The organism is Mitsuaria sp. BK041 (assembly GCF_014193085.1).
Classification (GTDB): Bacteria; Pseudomonadota; Gammaproteobacteria; order Burkholderiales; family Burkholderiaceae_C; genus Roseateles.
The window spans coordinates 3,076,456-3,092,507 of record NZ_JACHYT010000001.1; the positions used below are offsets into that span (position 1 = coordinate 3,076,456).

Consider the following 16,052-nt stretch of genomic DNA (forward strand, 5'->3'; position numbering starts at 1 on the left):
GCGGCGCTTCCACCGAGCCCATCATGGACACCACCCTGCCTCTGGACCGACCGGCACCCGCCGCGCCGGTGCCCGCGCCGGCCACCCCGACCGACCCCGCCCTCGCCTGCCTGCTCTCCATCGCCGCCCTGCACGGCCTGCCCGCCGACGAGGCGCAGCTGCGCCACCAGTTCGGCGGCGAGGCCTTCGACGACCAGACGCTGCAGCTGGCCGCCGGCCACCTCGGCCTGAAGGCCAAGCTGCTGCGCCAGCCCGCGGAGCGCCTGGACAAGGCACCGCTGCCGGCCATCGGCCGCGACCGCGAGGGCCGCCGCTTCCTCCTCGCCCAATGCCGCCAGTCCCCCGACGGCGGCCGCCAGGTGCTGATCCAGTACCCCGGCCAGGCGCCGCGCGTGCTCGGCACCGACGAGTTCGTCGCGCTGTGGACCGGCACCCTGATGCTGTTCACCAGCAAGGCCAGCTTCGCCGGCGAGATGGCCAAGTTCGACTTCACCTGGTTCATCCCGGCCATCGTCCGCTACCGCCGCATCCTGGGCGAGGTGCTGCTCATCTCGCTCTTCATCCAGCTGATCGGCCTGGTGACGCCGATGTTCTTCCAGGTCGTGATGGACAAGGTGCTCGTCAACCATGCGATGAGCACCCTCAACGTCGTGGCCGTCGGCCTGATCTGCGCCACCGTCTTCGAGGTGGTGCTCACCGGCATCCGCTCCTGGGTCTTCTCGCACACCAGCAACAAGCTGGACGTGGAGCTCGGCGCGCGTCTGTTCCGCCACCTCGTGGCGCTGCCGCTGTCCTACTTCCACGCGCGCCGCGTCGGCGACTCGGTCGCCCGCATCCGCGAGCTGGAGAACATCCGCTCCTTCCTCACCGGCAACGCGCTGACGCTGGTGCTGGACCTGCTGTTCTCGGTCGTCTTCTTCGGCGTGATGCTCTGGTACAGCCCCGCGCTGACGCTGATCGTGGCGCTCTCCATCCCGCTCTACCTCATCGTGTCTGTGGTCCTGACGCCGGTGCTGCGCGCCCGGCTGGACACCAAGTTCAACAAGGGCGCGGAGAACCAGTCCTTCCTGGTCGAGACCATCAGCGGCATCGACACGGTCAAGGCCATGGCCGTGGAGCCGCGCTGGATCCAGAAGTGGGAGAAGCAGCTGGCCGGCTACGTCACCGCCGGCCAGTCGGTCACCAACATCGCCACCGTCGCCAACGCCGGCATCACGCTGATCAGCAAGCTGGTCACCGCCGCCATCATGTGGCTGGGCGCGCTGCTGGTGATCGACCAGAAGCTGAGCGTGGGCGAGCTGGTCGCCTTCAACATGCTGGCTGGCCAGGTCTCCAGTCCCATCCTGCGCCTGGCGCAGCTGTGGAACGACTTCCAGCAGGTCGGCATCTCGGTGGCGCGGCTGGGCGATGTGCTCAACGCCCGCCCCGAGGTCGCCGGCCAGAAGACCCGCCTGCCGCGCCTGTCCGGCGCGATCGAGTTCGACAACGTCGCCTTCCGCTACCGCCCCGACGCGTCCGACGTGCTGCGCGGCGTGAAGCTGCGCATCGAGCCGGGCCAGGTCATCGGCATCGTGGGCCGCTCCGGTTCCGGCAAGAGCACGCTGACGCGGCTGGTCCAACGCCTGTACGTGCCCAATCGCGGCCGCGTCCTGATCGACGGCCAGGACATCGCCGTCATCGACACCGCCTCGCTGCGCCAGCAGGTCGGCGTGGTGCTGCAGGACAACGTGCTCTTCAACCGTTCCATCCGCGACAACATCGCGCTGGCCGATCCCACCCTGTCCATCGAGGCCGTCATCCAGGCCGCGAAGCTGGCCGGCGCGCACGACTTCATCTGCGAGCTGGCCGACGGCTACGACACCATCGTCGGCGAGAGCGGCACGGGCCTGTCCGGCGGCCAGCGCCAGCGCATCGCGATCGCGCGCGCGCTGGTCGGCGATCCGCGCATCCTGATCTTCGACGAGGCCACCAGCGCGCTGGACTACGAGTCCGAGAAGGTCATCCAGGACAACATGCGCTCGATCTGCCAGGGGCGGACGGTGCTGATCATCGCCCACCGCCTCTCGGCGGTCCGCGACGCGCATCGCATCGTGGTCATGGAGCGCGGCGAGGTCGCCGAGTCCGGCACCCACGACGAACTGCTCGCCAACCCCGACGGCATCTACACCCACCTGAACTCGCTGCAGCAGACGCTGCGGGACACCTCCCGGGAGACGCAATCATGAGCCTGCGACACCGATTCCAAGCCGCGGCCGAGCTGCTCGGCCGCTACGCCCAGGTCACCGGGCACGCCTGGCGGCTGCAGTCCGCCCAGGGCACGCCCGACCTGAAGGCCCACGAGGCCGAGTTCCTGCCCGCCGCGCTGGCGCTGCAGGCCAGCCCGGTCTCGCCGGCCGGCCGCTGGGTCGCGCGCGGCCTGGTGCTGATGATCCTGGTCGCGCTGGCCTGGGCCACCTTCAGCCATGTCGACGTGGTCTCGGTCGGCCAGGGCAAGATCGCCGTCACCGGCGAGACCAAGACCATCTCCTCCACCCAGGTCGCCTCGGTGCGCGCCATCCACGTGGTCGAGAACCAGCGCGTGCGCGCCGGCCAGCTGCTCATCGAGCTCGACGGACGCGAGGCCGGCAGCGAGTTCGACAAGGCCGACGGCGAGCGCCAGACCGCCACCGTGCAGGTGGCCATCCAGCGCGCGCTGATCGATGCGCTGGGCACCGGGCGCGCGCCGCGGCTCCCGCCGCTGGAGGACATCACGCCCGAGCGACGCCGCGACGGCGAGCTCTTCCTGGCCGACGCCTGGAGCGAGTACACCGCCCGGAGCGACCGCCTGGCCCGTGAGATCGCGCGCTACGCCGCCTCGCTGCCGCTGGCCCAGGACCGCGAGCGGGACTACGAGGCGCTGGCCGCCACGCGCGACGTCTCGCGCGACGCGTGGATGCAGCGCAAGACCGCGCGGCTGGAGCTGGAGGGCCAGATCGCCCTGGCCCGCGCCCAGCAGGCTGAGCTGCGCGCCAGCCTGCGCAAGACGGCCCAGGACCGCCTGGCCGAATCGCAGCGCATCGCGCAGGGGGCCGCGCAGGACGTGGCCCGCGCCAGCGCCCATCGCGCGCTGCTGCAGCTGCGCTCGCCGGTGGACGGCACGGTGCACCAGTTGACGGTGCACACCGAGGGCGCGGCGGTGCCGGCCGCGCAGGCGCTGATGCAGATCGTGCCCGCCAGCGACCGCATGCAGTTCGAGGCCTTCATCGAAAACCGCGACGCCGGCTTCGTCCATGCGGGCGACACCGTCGCGGTGAAGATCGACGCCTTCGACTACACCCGCTACGGCACCGTGCCGGGCCGCGTGCTGCACGTCTCTCGCGACGCCGTCCATGACGACAAGCGCGGGCTGCTCTTCGCGGTCACCGTGGAGCTGGCCCGCAACCAGGTCATGGTGGAAGGCAAGCCGGTCCCGATCAGCGCCGGCATGTCGGGCTCGGTGGACATCCGCACCGGCCGCCGCCGCGTCATCGAGTACGTGCTCTCGCCGCTGGTCCAGCACCGAGAGGAAAGCCTGCGCGAACGCTGAGCGCCGGGCACCGACCCGCGTCGCCCTGGTCAACGCGCTTCGGCGGGCCCGGCCGGCGGCGACGCCTCGCCGGGCGCCTCGGGGTCGGGCAGCTCCGCGAAGAAGGTGGAGCCCCGCCCGACCTCGCTGCTCGCGCCGACGCGGCCGCCCTGGGCCTCGACGATGCGCTTGGTCAGCGCCAGGCCCAGCCCCGTGCCGGGGTACTGGCGGCGGGCCGTCGAGGGCAGCTGCGTGAACTCGGTGAACAGCCGGGCCAGGTCCTCCTCGGCGATGCCCGGCCCGGTGTCCTCCACCTCGACCCGGAAGCGCTGGTCGCCGCAAGGCGCCGCCCGCACCGTCAGGTGTCCGCCCTCGGGCGTGAACTTCCAGGCGTTGGACAGGTAGTTGTAGAGCACCTGCCGCAGCCGCAGCGTGTCGGTCCAGACCAGGCCCAGCTGATCGTCGATCTCGATGTCCACCGCCAGCGGCTTGTCGGCGAAGCTGCCGGTCACCACGTCCACCACCTCGCGCGCCACCTCGGCCACGTTGGTCCGGTCGGGATGCAGCTCCAGGCCCACCGCCTCCAGCCGCGCCAGGTCCAGGATGTCGTTGATCAGGTCCAGCAGGTGCCGGCCGCTGGACAGGATGTGGCCCGCGTAGTTGCGCACCCGCTCCGCCGGCAATGTGGCCGCGCCGTCCGCCATCAGCTGCGAGAAGCCGATCACCGCGTTCAGCGGCGTGCGCAGCTCGTGCGACATGTTGGCCAGCAGCCGTCCCTTGTGGCGGCTGATCTCCAGGATGCGCTTGTTCTCCAGTTCCAGCTCGGCGCTGCGCAGGCGCAGGGCCTGGGCCCGCATGCGCACGCGCGCCTCGCGGCTGCGGGCCTCGGCATAGTCGATCGCCCGCACCAGCGTGCGCGGCCGCACGTCCTGCTTGGACAGGTAGTCCTGCGCGCCGGCCGTCATGCAGGACATCGCCAGCGCGTCGTCCTCCATGCCGGTGAGCACGACGATGGGCGTGTCGCGCGCCTGCGCGCGCACCGCGCTGACGCATTCGATGCCGGCGGCATCGGGCAGGTGCAGGTCCAGCAGCACGGCCGCGACGCGGTGCCGCTCCAGCAGCGCCACCGCCTCGGACAGCCGCGTCGCCCGCATCACCGGGCGCGGCGCCGCGGGCGTGGCCTCGGCCAGCAGGTCGGTGATCAGGTCGGCGTCGCCGTCGTTGTCCTCCACCAGCAGGATGGGCAGCGGCGCGCGGCGCGGCTCCCGGCCCAGGTCGTCGGGCAGCGCGCTCATGGCAGCTTCACCACCGTGAACCAGAAGCCCTCGATCGCCTGCACGATGGACTGGAAGGCCACCAGCCCCACCGGCTTGGTGACGTAGCAGTTGGCGCCCAGTTGATAGCTCTTGACGATGTCGTGCTCGGCGTCGGAGGAGGTCAGCACCACCACGGGGATCTCCTTGAGCTCGGGCTCGGCCTTGATCCGCGCCAGCACCTCGCGCCCGCTCAGCTTGGGCAGGTTGAGGTCCAGCAGGATGAGGTCGGGCCGCTCGGCCGCCTCATACGGCGGCTCGCGCAGCAGTCGCGACAGCGCCTGCGCGCCGTCCACCGCGACCGCGATGTCCAGGCGCAGCCGGCTGTGCTCCAGCGTCTCGGCCACCAGGTCGGCGTCGCCGGGGTTGTCCTCGATGAGCAGGATGTTCAGCGGTTGGCTCATGGGCTCAGGCTCCTTCGGGACGGGCCGCCAGCAGGGTGAAGGACACGGTGCTGCCCTGGCCCGGCGCGGAGTCGATCCAGATCGTGCCGCCGTGGCGCTCGACGATGCGCTTGGCGATGGCCAGGCCGATGCCGCTGCCCTCGTAGCGCCCCAGTTCATGCAGCCGCTGGAACATCTGGAACACGCGCTGCGCGTACTGCATGTCGATGCCGATGCCGTTGTCGCTGACCTGGAACAGCCAGCGCTGCCCCTGCGGCTGCGCCGTGATCCGCACCTGCGGCGGCGCCTGCGACCGGAACTTGATCGCGTTGCTGATGAGGTTCTGCAGCAGCTGGTGCAGTTGGCCCTCGTCAGCCTGCACGCGCGGCAGCGGGTCGCTCTCGACGAGGCCGCCCGACTCGCGCAGCAGGCGCTGCAGCGCATGCGTCACCGCCTGCAGCACCTGGTCCGCCTCCACCGGCACCAGCGGCTTGCCCTGCGAGCCCACCCGCGAGTACGCCAGCAGGTCCGCCACCAGGCGCTGCATGCGGCGCGCGCCGTCGGAGGCATAGCGGATGTACTTGTCGGCGCGTTCGTCGATCTGCCCGGCGTAGCGCTGCGCGAGCAGCTCGGTGTAGTTGGCCACCATGCGCAGCGGCTCCTGCAGGTCGTGCGAGGCCACGTAGGCGAACTGCTCCAGCTCGGCATTGCTGCGGCGCAACTCGTCCTCGCTGCGGCGGCGCTCGGTGATGTCGATGATGGAGGCGACGACGTAATGCCCATCGGGCGCGTCGATCGGCGTCAGGCCGATCTCCACCGGCATCTCCGACCCGTCCTTGCGCAGCCCGAAGAGCTCGCGGCCCGCGCCCATGGGCCGCGCCTCGGGTCGGCTGGAGAAGGACGCCACGTGGCCCGGATGCCCGGCCCGGTAGCGCTCGGGGACCAGCATCTCGATCGGCTGGCCGAGGAATTCCGCCCGCGCGTAGCCGAACATCTCCTCGGCCCGCCGGTTGACCAGCCGGATGCGGCGCGCCGCGTCGATCATGATCATCGCGCTGGGCGAGGCCTCCACCACCAGCTCGAAGCGCTCCTGGGCGCGCTTGCGCTCGGTGATGTCGATGATGGCGGCCAGCGTGCACAGGCCCTCGGCGGTGTCGATGGGGCTCAGGCCGATCTCGATCGGCACTTCCTCGCCGTTCTTGCGCCGGCCGAAGAGGTCGCGGCCCGCGCCCATGGCGCGCGTCTCGGGCCGCGTGAAGAAATCGTCCACCTGGCGGGGATGGCCCTCACGGAAACGCGTCGGTATCAGCGTCTCGACCGTCGCGCCCAACAGGTCCTCGCGCGCGTAGCCGAAGAGTTCCTCGGCCTTGCGGTTGACCAGCCGGATCCGGCGCTCCCGGTCCACCAGGACGATGGCGTTCGGGATCGCCTCGACGATCGACCGGAACCGGTCGTCGGCGGGGTTGTCTGACACGGTGCCCTCCCTGGGCGTGCGTTTTGCGCACAAGTTGTGCGCGCAGGTGTATCACGGGCCCGGGGGACCCGCCAAGGGGGTGCCCGTCCCCAGGAGGGGGCGATGGGGCGCGACATCGGTCTCGGCGGGGGCACCGCTTACACTGGCGGCCCCCATGCGCCACAAGCGCCTGCGGGCCGCACGGCGCCCTCCGCGGCGCCGGTTTCCTTCAAGCATCACAAGTGCAGGTTCACCCATGAACGCCCTGACCGACATCGCCCGCGCGCTGGCCGCCGGCTCGTCCGATTCCCTCCCCTCCTCGCTCTTCGGCCTGCCCGACCAGGCCCCGCACGAACGCGTGCTGCTGGCCGCCGACCCGGTGACCGGCCTGAAGGCGATCCTGGCGGTGCACAGCACCGCGCGCGGCCCGGCCTTCGGCGGCTGCCGCTTCTGGAGCTACGACAACGAGCTGGCCGCGCTGAACGACGCGCTGCGTCTGTCGCAGGGCATGAGCCTGAAGAACGCACTGGCCAACCTGCCCTTCGGCGGCGGCAAGGCGGTGATCCTGAAGCCGCAAGGCGACTTCGACCGCGCGGCGCTGTTCGCGGCCTTCGGCCGCGCGGTGCAGTCGCTGCAGGGCGCCTACATCACCGCCGAGGACGTCGGCACGACGACGGCCGACATGAAGGGCATGATGGCCCACACCTCGTATGTGTCGGGCATCCCGCGTGACGGCGCCTTCGGCGGCGACCCCAGCCCCAAGACCGCCTACGGCGTGTTCGTCTCGATCGACGAAGGCGTCAAGCGCGTGCTGGGCCGCGACTCGCTCGAGGGCGTGCGCGTGGCGCTGCAGGGCTTGGGCGCGGTGGGCTGGCATCTGGCCGAGTACCTGCACCGGGCCGGCGCGAAGCTGGTCGTCGCCGACGTCAATGCCGAGAAGGTCGCGCGCGCGCAGGCCGAGCTGGGCGCCACGGCCGTCAGCGTGACCGAGATCCTGGCGGCGGACGTCGACGTGGTCGCGCCCTGCGCGCTGGGTGCGACGCTGAACGCGCAGTCGATCCCGGCGCTGAAGGCCCAGCTGATCGCCGGCGCCGCCAACAACCAGCTGGCCACCGCCGCCGACGGCGATGCGCTGCAGGCCCGCGGCATCACCTACCTGCCGGACTACCTGGTGAATGCCGGCGGCATCATCAGCGTCGCGCGCGAGTTCCGCAACGAAGGCGAGGAATCGGCGGTGATGGCCGAGGTCGGCCAGATCCGCGGTCGCGTCGCCGAGCTGCTGGACCGCGTCAAGACGAGCGGTCAGACGCCGGCCCGCGAGGCGGACGCCTGGGCGCGCTCGCTGCTGGTCAAGCCGGCTTGAGCGGACGGCTCATTCGACGCAGCGGCGCCCCGAGGGGCGCCGTTTTTCATGGTGCAGCCGTCACTCGCCGCCGCATTTCAGCCGGGTACTCGACGAAGCCGAGCGATCGATAAAGGCCCTTGCCCTCCGGCGTCGAGCCGAGGTTGAACTCGCGAACGCCGAGCGCCTCGCAGGCGGCCATCGCGCGCGCGACGAGATCGGTCGCGATGCCGCGGCCGCGGAGCGCTGCGTCGGTGAAGACGTTGGCGACTCGCCCCATCTGCCCAGCGGGATTCGCCCGCGTCGGGCCCCAGTCCAGCAGCACGACGCCCGCGCCGCCGATCACCCGGCCCTCATGCATGGCGAAAAAGCCGATGTAGCGGCGGCTGCCAATGCGAGGCCGTACCCATTCCGCATAGCCAGCGCGCCGCGCGGCGTCCTCTTCCCGATAACACGCATGCGCGGCGATCTGCTCGGCATCCGAGGGCAGCGCGCGGCGCACCGCCCAAACCTGCTGCTCCACGGCGGAGTCCATCTGAACCGTCATCTCACTCCTTCGGATGCCACCAGTCGAAAAGGCGACGCAGTCTACGCGATTCGGCGCATCGATATTTAACCCATTAGTCACCGGCGCAGGCAGCGATCACGACAAGCACTTGACACCGGATATCGCCTTTCCGATTAGCATCCATTCCCAGCGCCGAGCCAGCGATTCAGCAAAGCGATTTCCGAGAAGAAAATGAAAGCTCTTCAATTATTCCTTTTCCTGAGCGCCCTCTCGATGCTTTCCCCAGGCGTTTCAGCGACGACGGATGAAACAGCGAGGATTCATGTCGGACTCTGTGGTCAGTCTCCGCCGACGGATTTCGAAATCCCCAAGAGGATTCACTCCTTCCAGCAATCGGCGGGCGGCACATCGGCCACACGCGAGTATTTCCAGGCCATTCGTCCAGTCGCCCGCCTGAGCAGTTTCAAGTCCTCAGGAGACGACGTCATTCGTCTCGAAGGCCGAATCGACGCGAGCACTCCGCAGGCCTTGACAAATAGAATCCAGGAAACTCCTGGAATCCAGGTTCTGGAAATCAACAGCTTCGGTGGCGATGCAATTGCCGCCATGCGCATCGCCCAGATCCTGGAAACTTCCCGGCTCTCGCTGCGGATCGCTGGATTCTGCATGTCCGCCTGCGCCAATTACCTGCTGCCGGCGGCCAAGGCGGTTATTCTCGTCAATGCAACCATTGGATTCCACGGCAGCCCATGGGCTTGTTTCCAGCAGTCGTCAGCCATCGACGGCGTCATGCGATGGGGGCTTTCAAATTATTTGACCCTTTGGCGGGTGGCGCGTCAGGACAAGGAATACATGTCCAAGTATCCGCGCCTCAAGGAAATCATCGTCCGCTCGCAGCGGCCCGACCGCGGCGCCAACGATGGAAAACCCCGGGATTGGTTGCTCGTGAGGCCTGAGGATCTGTCGATATACGGTATCCGGCTTCAGGCGTCGACAAACTCAGCGACTTTCGACCGGCTCGCCGCCGACCCCTCGGACGGACTGCTCGGACCGGTCTTCGTCCCATAAGGATCGCTTCAGCGCCTGAACCCCTTCCGCCAGCGCGCGCTCAGCGCGCCGCGGCGTCGGTGCAGTCCGCGGCGGGCCGGCCGGGCCGTTCCAGGCGGAACTCCCGGCCCTTGTTCCACAAGAGGTAGTCGCCGTCCGCGAGCCGGCCGCCGTAGCGCGCGCCCGAGGCGCTGACCTCGTGGTCGAGCACCACGCGGCCCTGCGCGGTCTTGAGCACCGCGGCGCCCGGATCGCTGTTGACGAAAGTGACAGTGACCTCACCGTCGACAGTGGGGCAGCGCAGCGGCACGGGCCCGACCGCGATGCCGCGCCGGTCCTCGCGCCGCGCGTCCGGCAGCGCGCGCAGCTCGGCGATGCGCAGCGCGTATTCATCGCGGACGCAGCGCCGCGGGTCGTCGCGCTTCCAGCAGTCATCGCGGCCCTTGAGCCAGCCGCGCTGCATCGCCTTCAACTCCGGATGCCGCCGGGCCTCGGGGCCGGTGCTCGCCAGGCCGTACAGCCGCGCGACCTCCCGGTCGAGCTGGGCGAGCTCGGCGTCCTCACACACCAGGCGCTCGGCCTGGCCGGCCGGCTTGGCGCACGAGAAGCTCGGGCCGGCGGCCCAGGCCGCCGGCGCCGCGGCCAGCGCCAGCGCCATCAGCGTCAATCGGAAAGGCGTCATCAGGGTCTCCTGTTCCACGGAACTTGATCCGGAGGCCCATTCTCCGCCCCGCCTCAGAGCGAATTGAGGAAGGCCAGCAAGGCTTCCCGGTCCGCGGTGCTGAGCTTGACGAAACGCTGGCGGCTGGCCGCGGCCTCGCCGCCGTGCCAGACGATGGCCTCGGTCAGCGTGCGGGCGCGGCCGTCGTGCAGGTAACCCACCTTCACGGCGGGACCGGCCACCGCCTCGGTATAGCCGATGCCCCACAGCGGCGAGGTGCGCCACTGGCTGCCGCTGGCCTGGTCTTCCGACAGGTTGTCGGCCAGATCGCTGCCCATGTCGTGCAGCAGCAGGTCGGTATAGGGCTTGATCGTCTGGTTGCGCATCTCCGCGAGCTCGCTGGCCAGGCCGGTCTTCATCTCGGCGACGTGGCAGGCGGTGCAGCGGATGCTCGCGAACACCTGCGCGCCCGCCGCGACCTTGACCGGATCCACCGCCAGGTAGGACAGCGGCGTCACGCCCTTCGGGAAGCCGCTGACCAGGCTGCGCTGCGCCGGCACGCCGAGCTGGGCGACGTAGCGCGAGATCAGCTGCAGCTCATCCTCGCTCAGGCCCTTCTCCACCTTCTTCTTGTCGCACTGCGCCGGGCCGGCCAGACAGTCGCGGTTCGGATAGATCGGCGAGGTCACCGACATGTCCAGCAGCGCCGCATTGGCCGTCTGGTGGCGCAGGCTGACCTTGGTCGCCTTCCAGCCGTAGCGGCCCACCCGCACCTGGCCGGTCTCCGGGTCGTAGACCAGGTTGGCCTGGCCCTTGACGCCGTCCTCGTCCGGCGTGCTGCGCACACGCGCCAGGATGTCCGCGTCGGGGACCGCCTCCAGCAGCCCGAGGCCGATCACCGGCTGCGCGCTGCGCAGTGAATAGGCCGCCGGCGTCGGGCCGTCGAAGCGGATCCGCGGCTTGCTCAGCGTCACCACCGTGCCGTCGGCCAGCGTGACGGTCCGGGTGTCGAAGCCGGCCACGCGCACCGCGTTGCCCCAGTCCTGCGCCGCGCCCGTGGTGAGGGAGCGCGCATTCATCTGGACCGCCAGCCCGTAGACCGGATGCGCCTGCTGCTTGCCGTCCGCGCCGATCGCGGCGGTGCGCACCGCCATCGTGTCCAGGCGCTGGTTGATCACCTGCGGCGCCAGGCTGCGGCCGTTGTTGATGTGGCAGCCGAAGCAGTTGGTCTGGTTGAAGCGCGGCCCCTGCAGCTTCACCGCGGCGGTGTTGCGGTCGTTGCCGGCCTCGTTGTGGTCGCCGGTCCACATGTTGGTGTGGAACCAGCGCCGGCCCTCGACGAAGCGCTGCATGTTCTGCATCCCGATCTGCGTGTTGGGCTGCTGGAACATGAAGGTCGCGTTGTCGGCGTAGTCGTAGGAGATCGAGCCGGTGCCGCCGAGCAGTGTCTCGGCCGGCAGCGGCGCGTTCAGCAGCCGCGGCTGCACGCCGTACCAGGGGCGCAGGCCGGTGCCCACGACATAGGTCACTTCGTTGGTGTAGTAGCGGAAGTTGCCGTTGTCCCCGATCGCGTCCATCGACGCGCGGCTCGCGAAGAAGGAGCCGGTGAACTCGATCGCGTCGCCGATCTTCAGGTCGCGCGAGGGCACGTTGACGCCGTTGGGCACCAGCACGCCATTGGCGTTGGCGGCCACGTCCTGGTGGCCCGGCACGTTGTCCAGCACCACCGAGCAGCCGTCATTCGCGCCGATGACGCCGGCGAAGCCGGAGGTCGGCTTGAGCAGCGCGCCCTCGGGCGGCTTGGGCACCACCGGGCAGGAGGTCAGGTCCTTGAAGCCGTCGGTGTAGGTGGTGTTGTCCAGCAGCCGGCCCGGCGACATCCAGCCATAGCCGGTGACGCCAGCGTCGTCGAAGCGGCGGAAGAAGGAATGGCCGCCGCCGCGCTGCGCCTGCTGGTAGTACTGGTTGACGATGATGCGGGGCTTGGTGACGCCGGCCACGCGGCTGTTGTCGATGAACTCGACGCCCCAGGTGCGGTTCTTGAAGTAGTTGGAGATGAAGTTCAGGTAGGCGCCCGGCCCTTTGTCCTGCGGCTTGCCGTTGGCGTCCACGGTGTCGTTGGGACCGAAGCCGACCTCGTTCCAGTCCTCGCCGCGCTCGCGCGCATGGCGCGAGCGGCCGACGAAGCCGAAGCGGGTCACCAGCGTGCCGTCCGGCAGCGTGAATTGCACCTGCTCCAGCAGCGCCGGCGCGGCGGGCGTCACCGGCGTCGCGCCCGCGGGCGGCACCGGGAAGGCCGAGGTGCTCAGCGTCGGCAGCGTGTTGTCGCTGCCGGGCGCGGCGAAGCTGACCTCGAACAGCGAGTAGCCGTACTGCGTGGCCCGCGCGACGCCCTGCAGCCGCAGGTAGCGCGCGTTGGCGTTCAGGTTGAAGAATTCCTCGGTGCCGCCCTTGCCGCCGGCCACGTAGCGCAGCTGGTACCAGGTTTCGCCGTCGTCGGACACCTGCAGCGCGTACTCCTTGCCATAGGCGTTCTCCCACACCAGCTTCAGGTAGCCGAGCGGCTTCTTGGCGCCGAAGTCGAACTGGATCCAGGCCTTGTCGTCGGGCTTGCTGGACCAGCGGCTGGCCAGGTTGCCGTCGATCGCCTTGTCCGGGCCGTTGGCGTCGTTCTCGGTGGCGCTGGAGCTCGCCTTGACGACCGCGACCGCGGCGCCGGGCTGGCTCAGGTCCAGGCCGGCGGGCAGCTGCAGCGCCGGCGGCAGCGCGGGCGCGGCGTTGTCGGTGCCGGTCGGCAGGGTCGGCGGGGCCGGCGCGGCGGGCGGCAGCTCGGGTTCATCGCTGCCGACGGGCGCGGAAGCCGGCGGCGCGGGCGCAGCCGGTGGCGGTGCGGCGGGCGTGCCCGACACGGGCGGCGTGCCGGTGGAATCCCCGGAGGAGCCGCCTCCGCCGCCGCAGCCCGCCAGCGTGCCGGCGGCGCTGAGCGCGACCACGGCGGTGAACACGAGGCCCCACGGGCGCGGGGGGGACGGGCAAGCCAACTTCGGGTCAGCCTCTGAAACGGGGTGGCGCATGACGCTCCTGCAGATCCGGAAAACGAAATACCGGAGCGCGGAACTCCGGTGGACTTTCGCCTCGTTCATGCAGAGAACGTGCCGGTTGCAGACGGTCACAACCGACGTCCAAAAACACATTCATCACCATCCGACAACGAAAACGTTAATTCGAAAGAGGTAGCCGCCGGCGCTTGCCTCCGGAATGAGGGTCAGGTTTTGTCAGGCGGAGGGGACAAATAATGTCACCCCGTGCGAGGCCCGCCCGGCCGGGCTTTCCTCCGCACGGCGCCCGGGAGGCCGCCGCGAGCGCGGCGACGCGTCGGTCGAGTCTCCCCCTTCAGAGACTGCGACGGTACGGCGCCCCACCCGCCCGTTGATGTACGGGGCACGGAAGTTGCCCCAGCGACCGTTATGCTGCGGACCGCGTCGCCGCCCGAGGCGGGACGTTTCGCCCGTGCCGGCCGTCGCCGGACGTCCCAGCCCGGAGTCGGTCCCATGGTCATCGAGAGGCACTGGTTGCGCTGGCCCGCCGCCGCGCTCGTCTTCGTCGCGGCGACGTGGCTCAACCTGCAACTGCAGCCCGACCTGAACAGCCGCGCGCCGCTGCTGCCCTACTTCCCGTCGCTCGTGCTGGTGGGCCTGGCCTGCGGCCTGGGGCCCGCGCTGGCCGTCCTCGCCGCGTCCGCCCTGGCCGTCCTCTACTTCTGGATCGAGCCCGTCGGCCAGATGTTCCCGGTCAACTCGATGGCCGACGCGGCGCTGGTTGTGCTCTATCTGTTCGCCGGCGCGCTGGTGGCCTCGGTCTCCGCCTGGGCCGGGCGGCTGATGCAGAAGGAGCGCAACAGCCGGCGCCGCCTCAACCTCGCGCTGGCCGCCGGCCGCATGGTCACCTGGGACTGGGACGTGGTCACCGGCTTCGCCAACACCGCGGGCGGCGCGAAGCAGCTCTTCGGCCGCCATTGGTCGACGATGGAGGACATGCTGGCCGACCTGTCGGCCGAGGACGCCGGGCGTTTCCGCGAGCGCTACCGCTACGCGACCGAAAGCGGCGGTCGCTTCAGCCTGGCCTGCCCGATCACGCGGCCGGACAACGCCGAGGTCGTCTGGACGCAGTTCGACGGCTACGTCAGCCTCGACGCCAAGGGCCGCGCGGCGCACGCCTACGGCGTCGCGGTCGACGTGACGGCCCAGCAGGAAGCGCTGCGCGCCAGCCAGGCGGCCGAGGAGCGCTTCCACCTGGCGCTGCACAGCGGCAAGGTGATGGCCTGGGAATGCGACCTGCAGGGCCGCTACACCTGGGCCTTCAACACGCCGATGGGCTTCTCGCGCGAGGCGCTGATCGGGGCCGAGGTCGGCAGCCTGGTCGGCGAGCCGCAGTTCGCCGAGATCGTCCGCGAGGCGGTGGCGACGGCCCGGCCGATGAACCTGGCGCAGCAGGTGTCGCATGGCGGCCGGACCTACCAGTTGCTGACCTCGCTGCGCCCCGTCCAGGCCCACGACGGCCAGGTGCAGCGCGTGATCGGCGCGACGGTCGATGTCTCCGAGCTCTCCGCCGCGCAGGAGGAACTGCGCCGCGAGAGCCAGCGCAAGGACGCCTTCCTGGCCACGCTCGCGCACGAGCTGCGCAACCCGATGGCGCCGATCCGCTACGCGGTGGCGATGCTGCGGCAGTCCGGCACCGAGGCCACCCGCGCCCACGCGACCGACATCATCGCGCGCCAGTCCGCCCACATGGCCCGGCTGCTGGACGACCTGCTCGACATGAGCCGCATCACCCGCAACGTGGTCGAGCTCAAGCGCCAGCTCATCGACCTGCGCACCGTGGTGCGGCAGGCGCTGGAAGCGGTGGAGCCGCTGTACAGCGAGATGAAGCACCGGGTCTCGCTCTCGCTGCCGCCTCGGCCGGTGCTGATGGACGGCGATCCGACGCGGCTGCAGCAGGTGCTGGGCAACCTGCTGGACAACGCCGCCAAGTACAGCCCCGAGCCCGGCGAGGTGATGGTGCACGTGGCCGCCGAGGCCGACCGGGCCCGCATCACCGTGACGGACCGCGGCATCGGCATCGCGATGGAGATGCAGCCGCGCGTCTTCGAGCTGTTCACGCGGATCGATGCGCGCGGCGCCGCGCCCTCGGGACTGGGCATCGGGCTGGCCGTGTCGAAGCAGCTGGTGCAGCTGCACGACGGCAGCATCGCCGTGGAGAGTGAAGGCGTCGGCCACGGCAGCCGCTTCATCGTCGAGCTGCCCCTCGCGCCGGGCGGGACGGTGCGCGCCGAGGACCCGGCGGGGCCCACGGCGGTCGCGGAGACGGCGGTGGGCGCGGAGACCGCGGCCGCCGAGGCGCCCTGCGTGATGGTGGTCGATGACAACGTGGACGGCGCCAACACGCTGGCCGAGGTGCTGCGCGGCGCGCACTACCGCGCCTCGGTGGCCTACAGCGGCGAGGACGCGCTGCGGCACTTCGAGCGCCTGCGCCCGCGGGTGATGCTGCTGGACATCGGCCTGCCGGGCATCTCCGGCACCGAGGTCGCGCGGCGCCTGCGCGCGATGGCGCCCAGGGACGAACTGGCGCTGATCGCCATCACCGGCTGGGGCCAGCGCTCCGACCGCGAGGCGACAGCGGCCGCAGGCTTCGACGCCCACCTGGTCAAGCCGGTGGAGTTCAATGAACTCGAGCGGGTGATGCAGCAGTTGCTGGGCGCGCCGCGCGCCGTCTCCTGAGGCGCGAGGCCTTGGCGCGCCGGA

The 16,052-nt window shown here is 70.4% G+C and carries 11 protein-coding genes; 5 read left to right on the forward strand and 6 right to left on the reverse strand.

Translation table 11 applies throughout. The annotated features are described in order from the left end of the window. Positions 1–23: 23 nt before the first annotated feature. Positions 24–2,225, forward strand: coding sequence for a type I secretion system permease/ATPase (locus FHT38_RS12985; protein ID WP_183492020.1), 2,202 nt, complete (start codon positions 24–26; stop codon positions 2,223–2,225). Continuing rightward, positions 2,222–3,565, forward strand: a complete 1,344-nt coding sequence (locus tag FHT38_RS12990; protein WP_183492021.1) for an HlyD family type I secretion periplasmic adaptor subunit — start codon at positions 2,222–2,224, stop codon at positions 3,563–3,565. Before FHT38_RS12985 ends, FHT38_RS12990 begins: the two co-directional genes overlap by 4 nt. A gap of 29 nt (positions 3,566–3,594) precedes the next feature. On the opposite strand, the gene FHT38_RS12995 is transcribed toward FHT38_RS12990, so the two are convergent. Genes FHT38_RS12995 through FHT38_RS13005 form a run of 3 tightly spaced genes read right to left on the reverse strand, consistent with a single transcriptional unit; the run spans position 3,595 to position 6,714 of the window. Further along, positions 3,595–4,839: a hybrid sensor histidine kinase/response regulator gene (locus FHT38_RS12995; RefSeq protein ID WP_183492022.1), complete on the reverse strand. Its 1,245-nt coding sequence runs from the start codon at positions 4,837–4,839 to the stop codon at positions 3,595–3,597. Continuing rightward, complete coding sequence (locus FHT38_RS13000) at positions 4,836–5,261, reverse strand: response regulator (RefSeq protein WP_091733268.1); 426 nt, start codon at positions 5,259–5,261, stop codon at positions 4,836–4,838. The genes FHT38_RS12995 and FHT38_RS13000 overlap by 4 nt, the downstream gene beginning before the upstream one ends. A gap of 4 nt (positions 5,262–5,265) precedes the next feature. Beyond that, positions 5,266–6,714 (reverse strand): PAS domain S-box protein, encoded by a 1,449-nt coding sequence (locus tag FHT38_RS13005; RefSeq protein ID WP_310737374.1) that lies wholly within the window; start codon positions 6,712–6,714, stop codon positions 5,266–5,268. A gap of 235 nt (positions 6,715–6,949) precedes the next feature. Here FHT38_RS13005 and FHT38_RS13010 point away from each other — a divergent pair, with 235 nt between their 5' ends. Continuing rightward, complete coding sequence (locus FHT38_RS13010; protein ID WP_091733266.1) at positions 6,950–8,056, forward strand: Glu/Leu/Phe/Val dehydrogenase dimerization domain-containing protein; 1,107 nt, start codon at positions 6,950–6,952, stop codon at positions 8,054–8,056. A 46-nt stretch (positions 8,057–8,102) separates the two neighbouring features. On the opposite strand, the gene FHT38_RS13015 is transcribed toward FHT38_RS13010, so the two are convergent. Continuing rightward, positions 8,103–8,582 (reverse strand): GNAT family N-acetyltransferase, encoded by a 480-nt coding sequence (locus tag FHT38_RS13015; protein ID WP_183492023.1) that lies wholly within the window; start codon positions 8,580–8,582, stop codon positions 8,103–8,105. Between the two features lie 192 nt (positions 8,583–8,774). On the opposite strand from FHT38_RS13015, the gene FHT38_RS13020 reads away from it, so the two are divergent. Beyond that, positions 8,775–9,611, forward strand: a complete 837-nt coding sequence (locus tag FHT38_RS13020) for a hypothetical protein (protein ID WP_183492024.1) — start codon at positions 8,775–8,777, stop codon at positions 9,609–9,611. Positions 9,612–9,651: 40 nt separating this feature from the next. On the opposite strand, the gene FHT38_RS13025 is transcribed toward FHT38_RS13020, so the two are convergent. Beyond that, positions 9,652–10,272, reverse strand: a complete 621-nt coding sequence (locus FHT38_RS13025) for an MliC family protein (protein WP_183492025.1) — start codon at positions 10,270–10,272, stop codon at positions 9,652–9,654. Positions 10,273–10,325: 53 nt separating this feature from the next. Next, on the reverse strand, positions 10,326–13,256 hold the full coding sequence (locus FHT38_RS13030) for a di-heme oxidoredictase family protein (RefSeq protein WP_310737375.1): 2,931 nt from the start codon (positions 13,254–13,256) through the stop codon (positions 10,326–10,328). Positions 13,257–13,802: 546 nt separating this feature from the next. Between FHT38_RS13030 and FHT38_RS13035 the strand changes: the two genes are divergently transcribed. Beyond that, positions 13,803–16,028: an ATP-binding protein gene (locus tag FHT38_RS13035; RefSeq protein ID WP_183492027.1), complete on the forward strand. Its 2,226-nt coding sequence runs from the start codon at positions 13,803–13,805 to the stop codon at positions 16,026–16,028. The last annotated feature ends 24 nt before the right edge of the window (positions 16,029–16,052 follow it).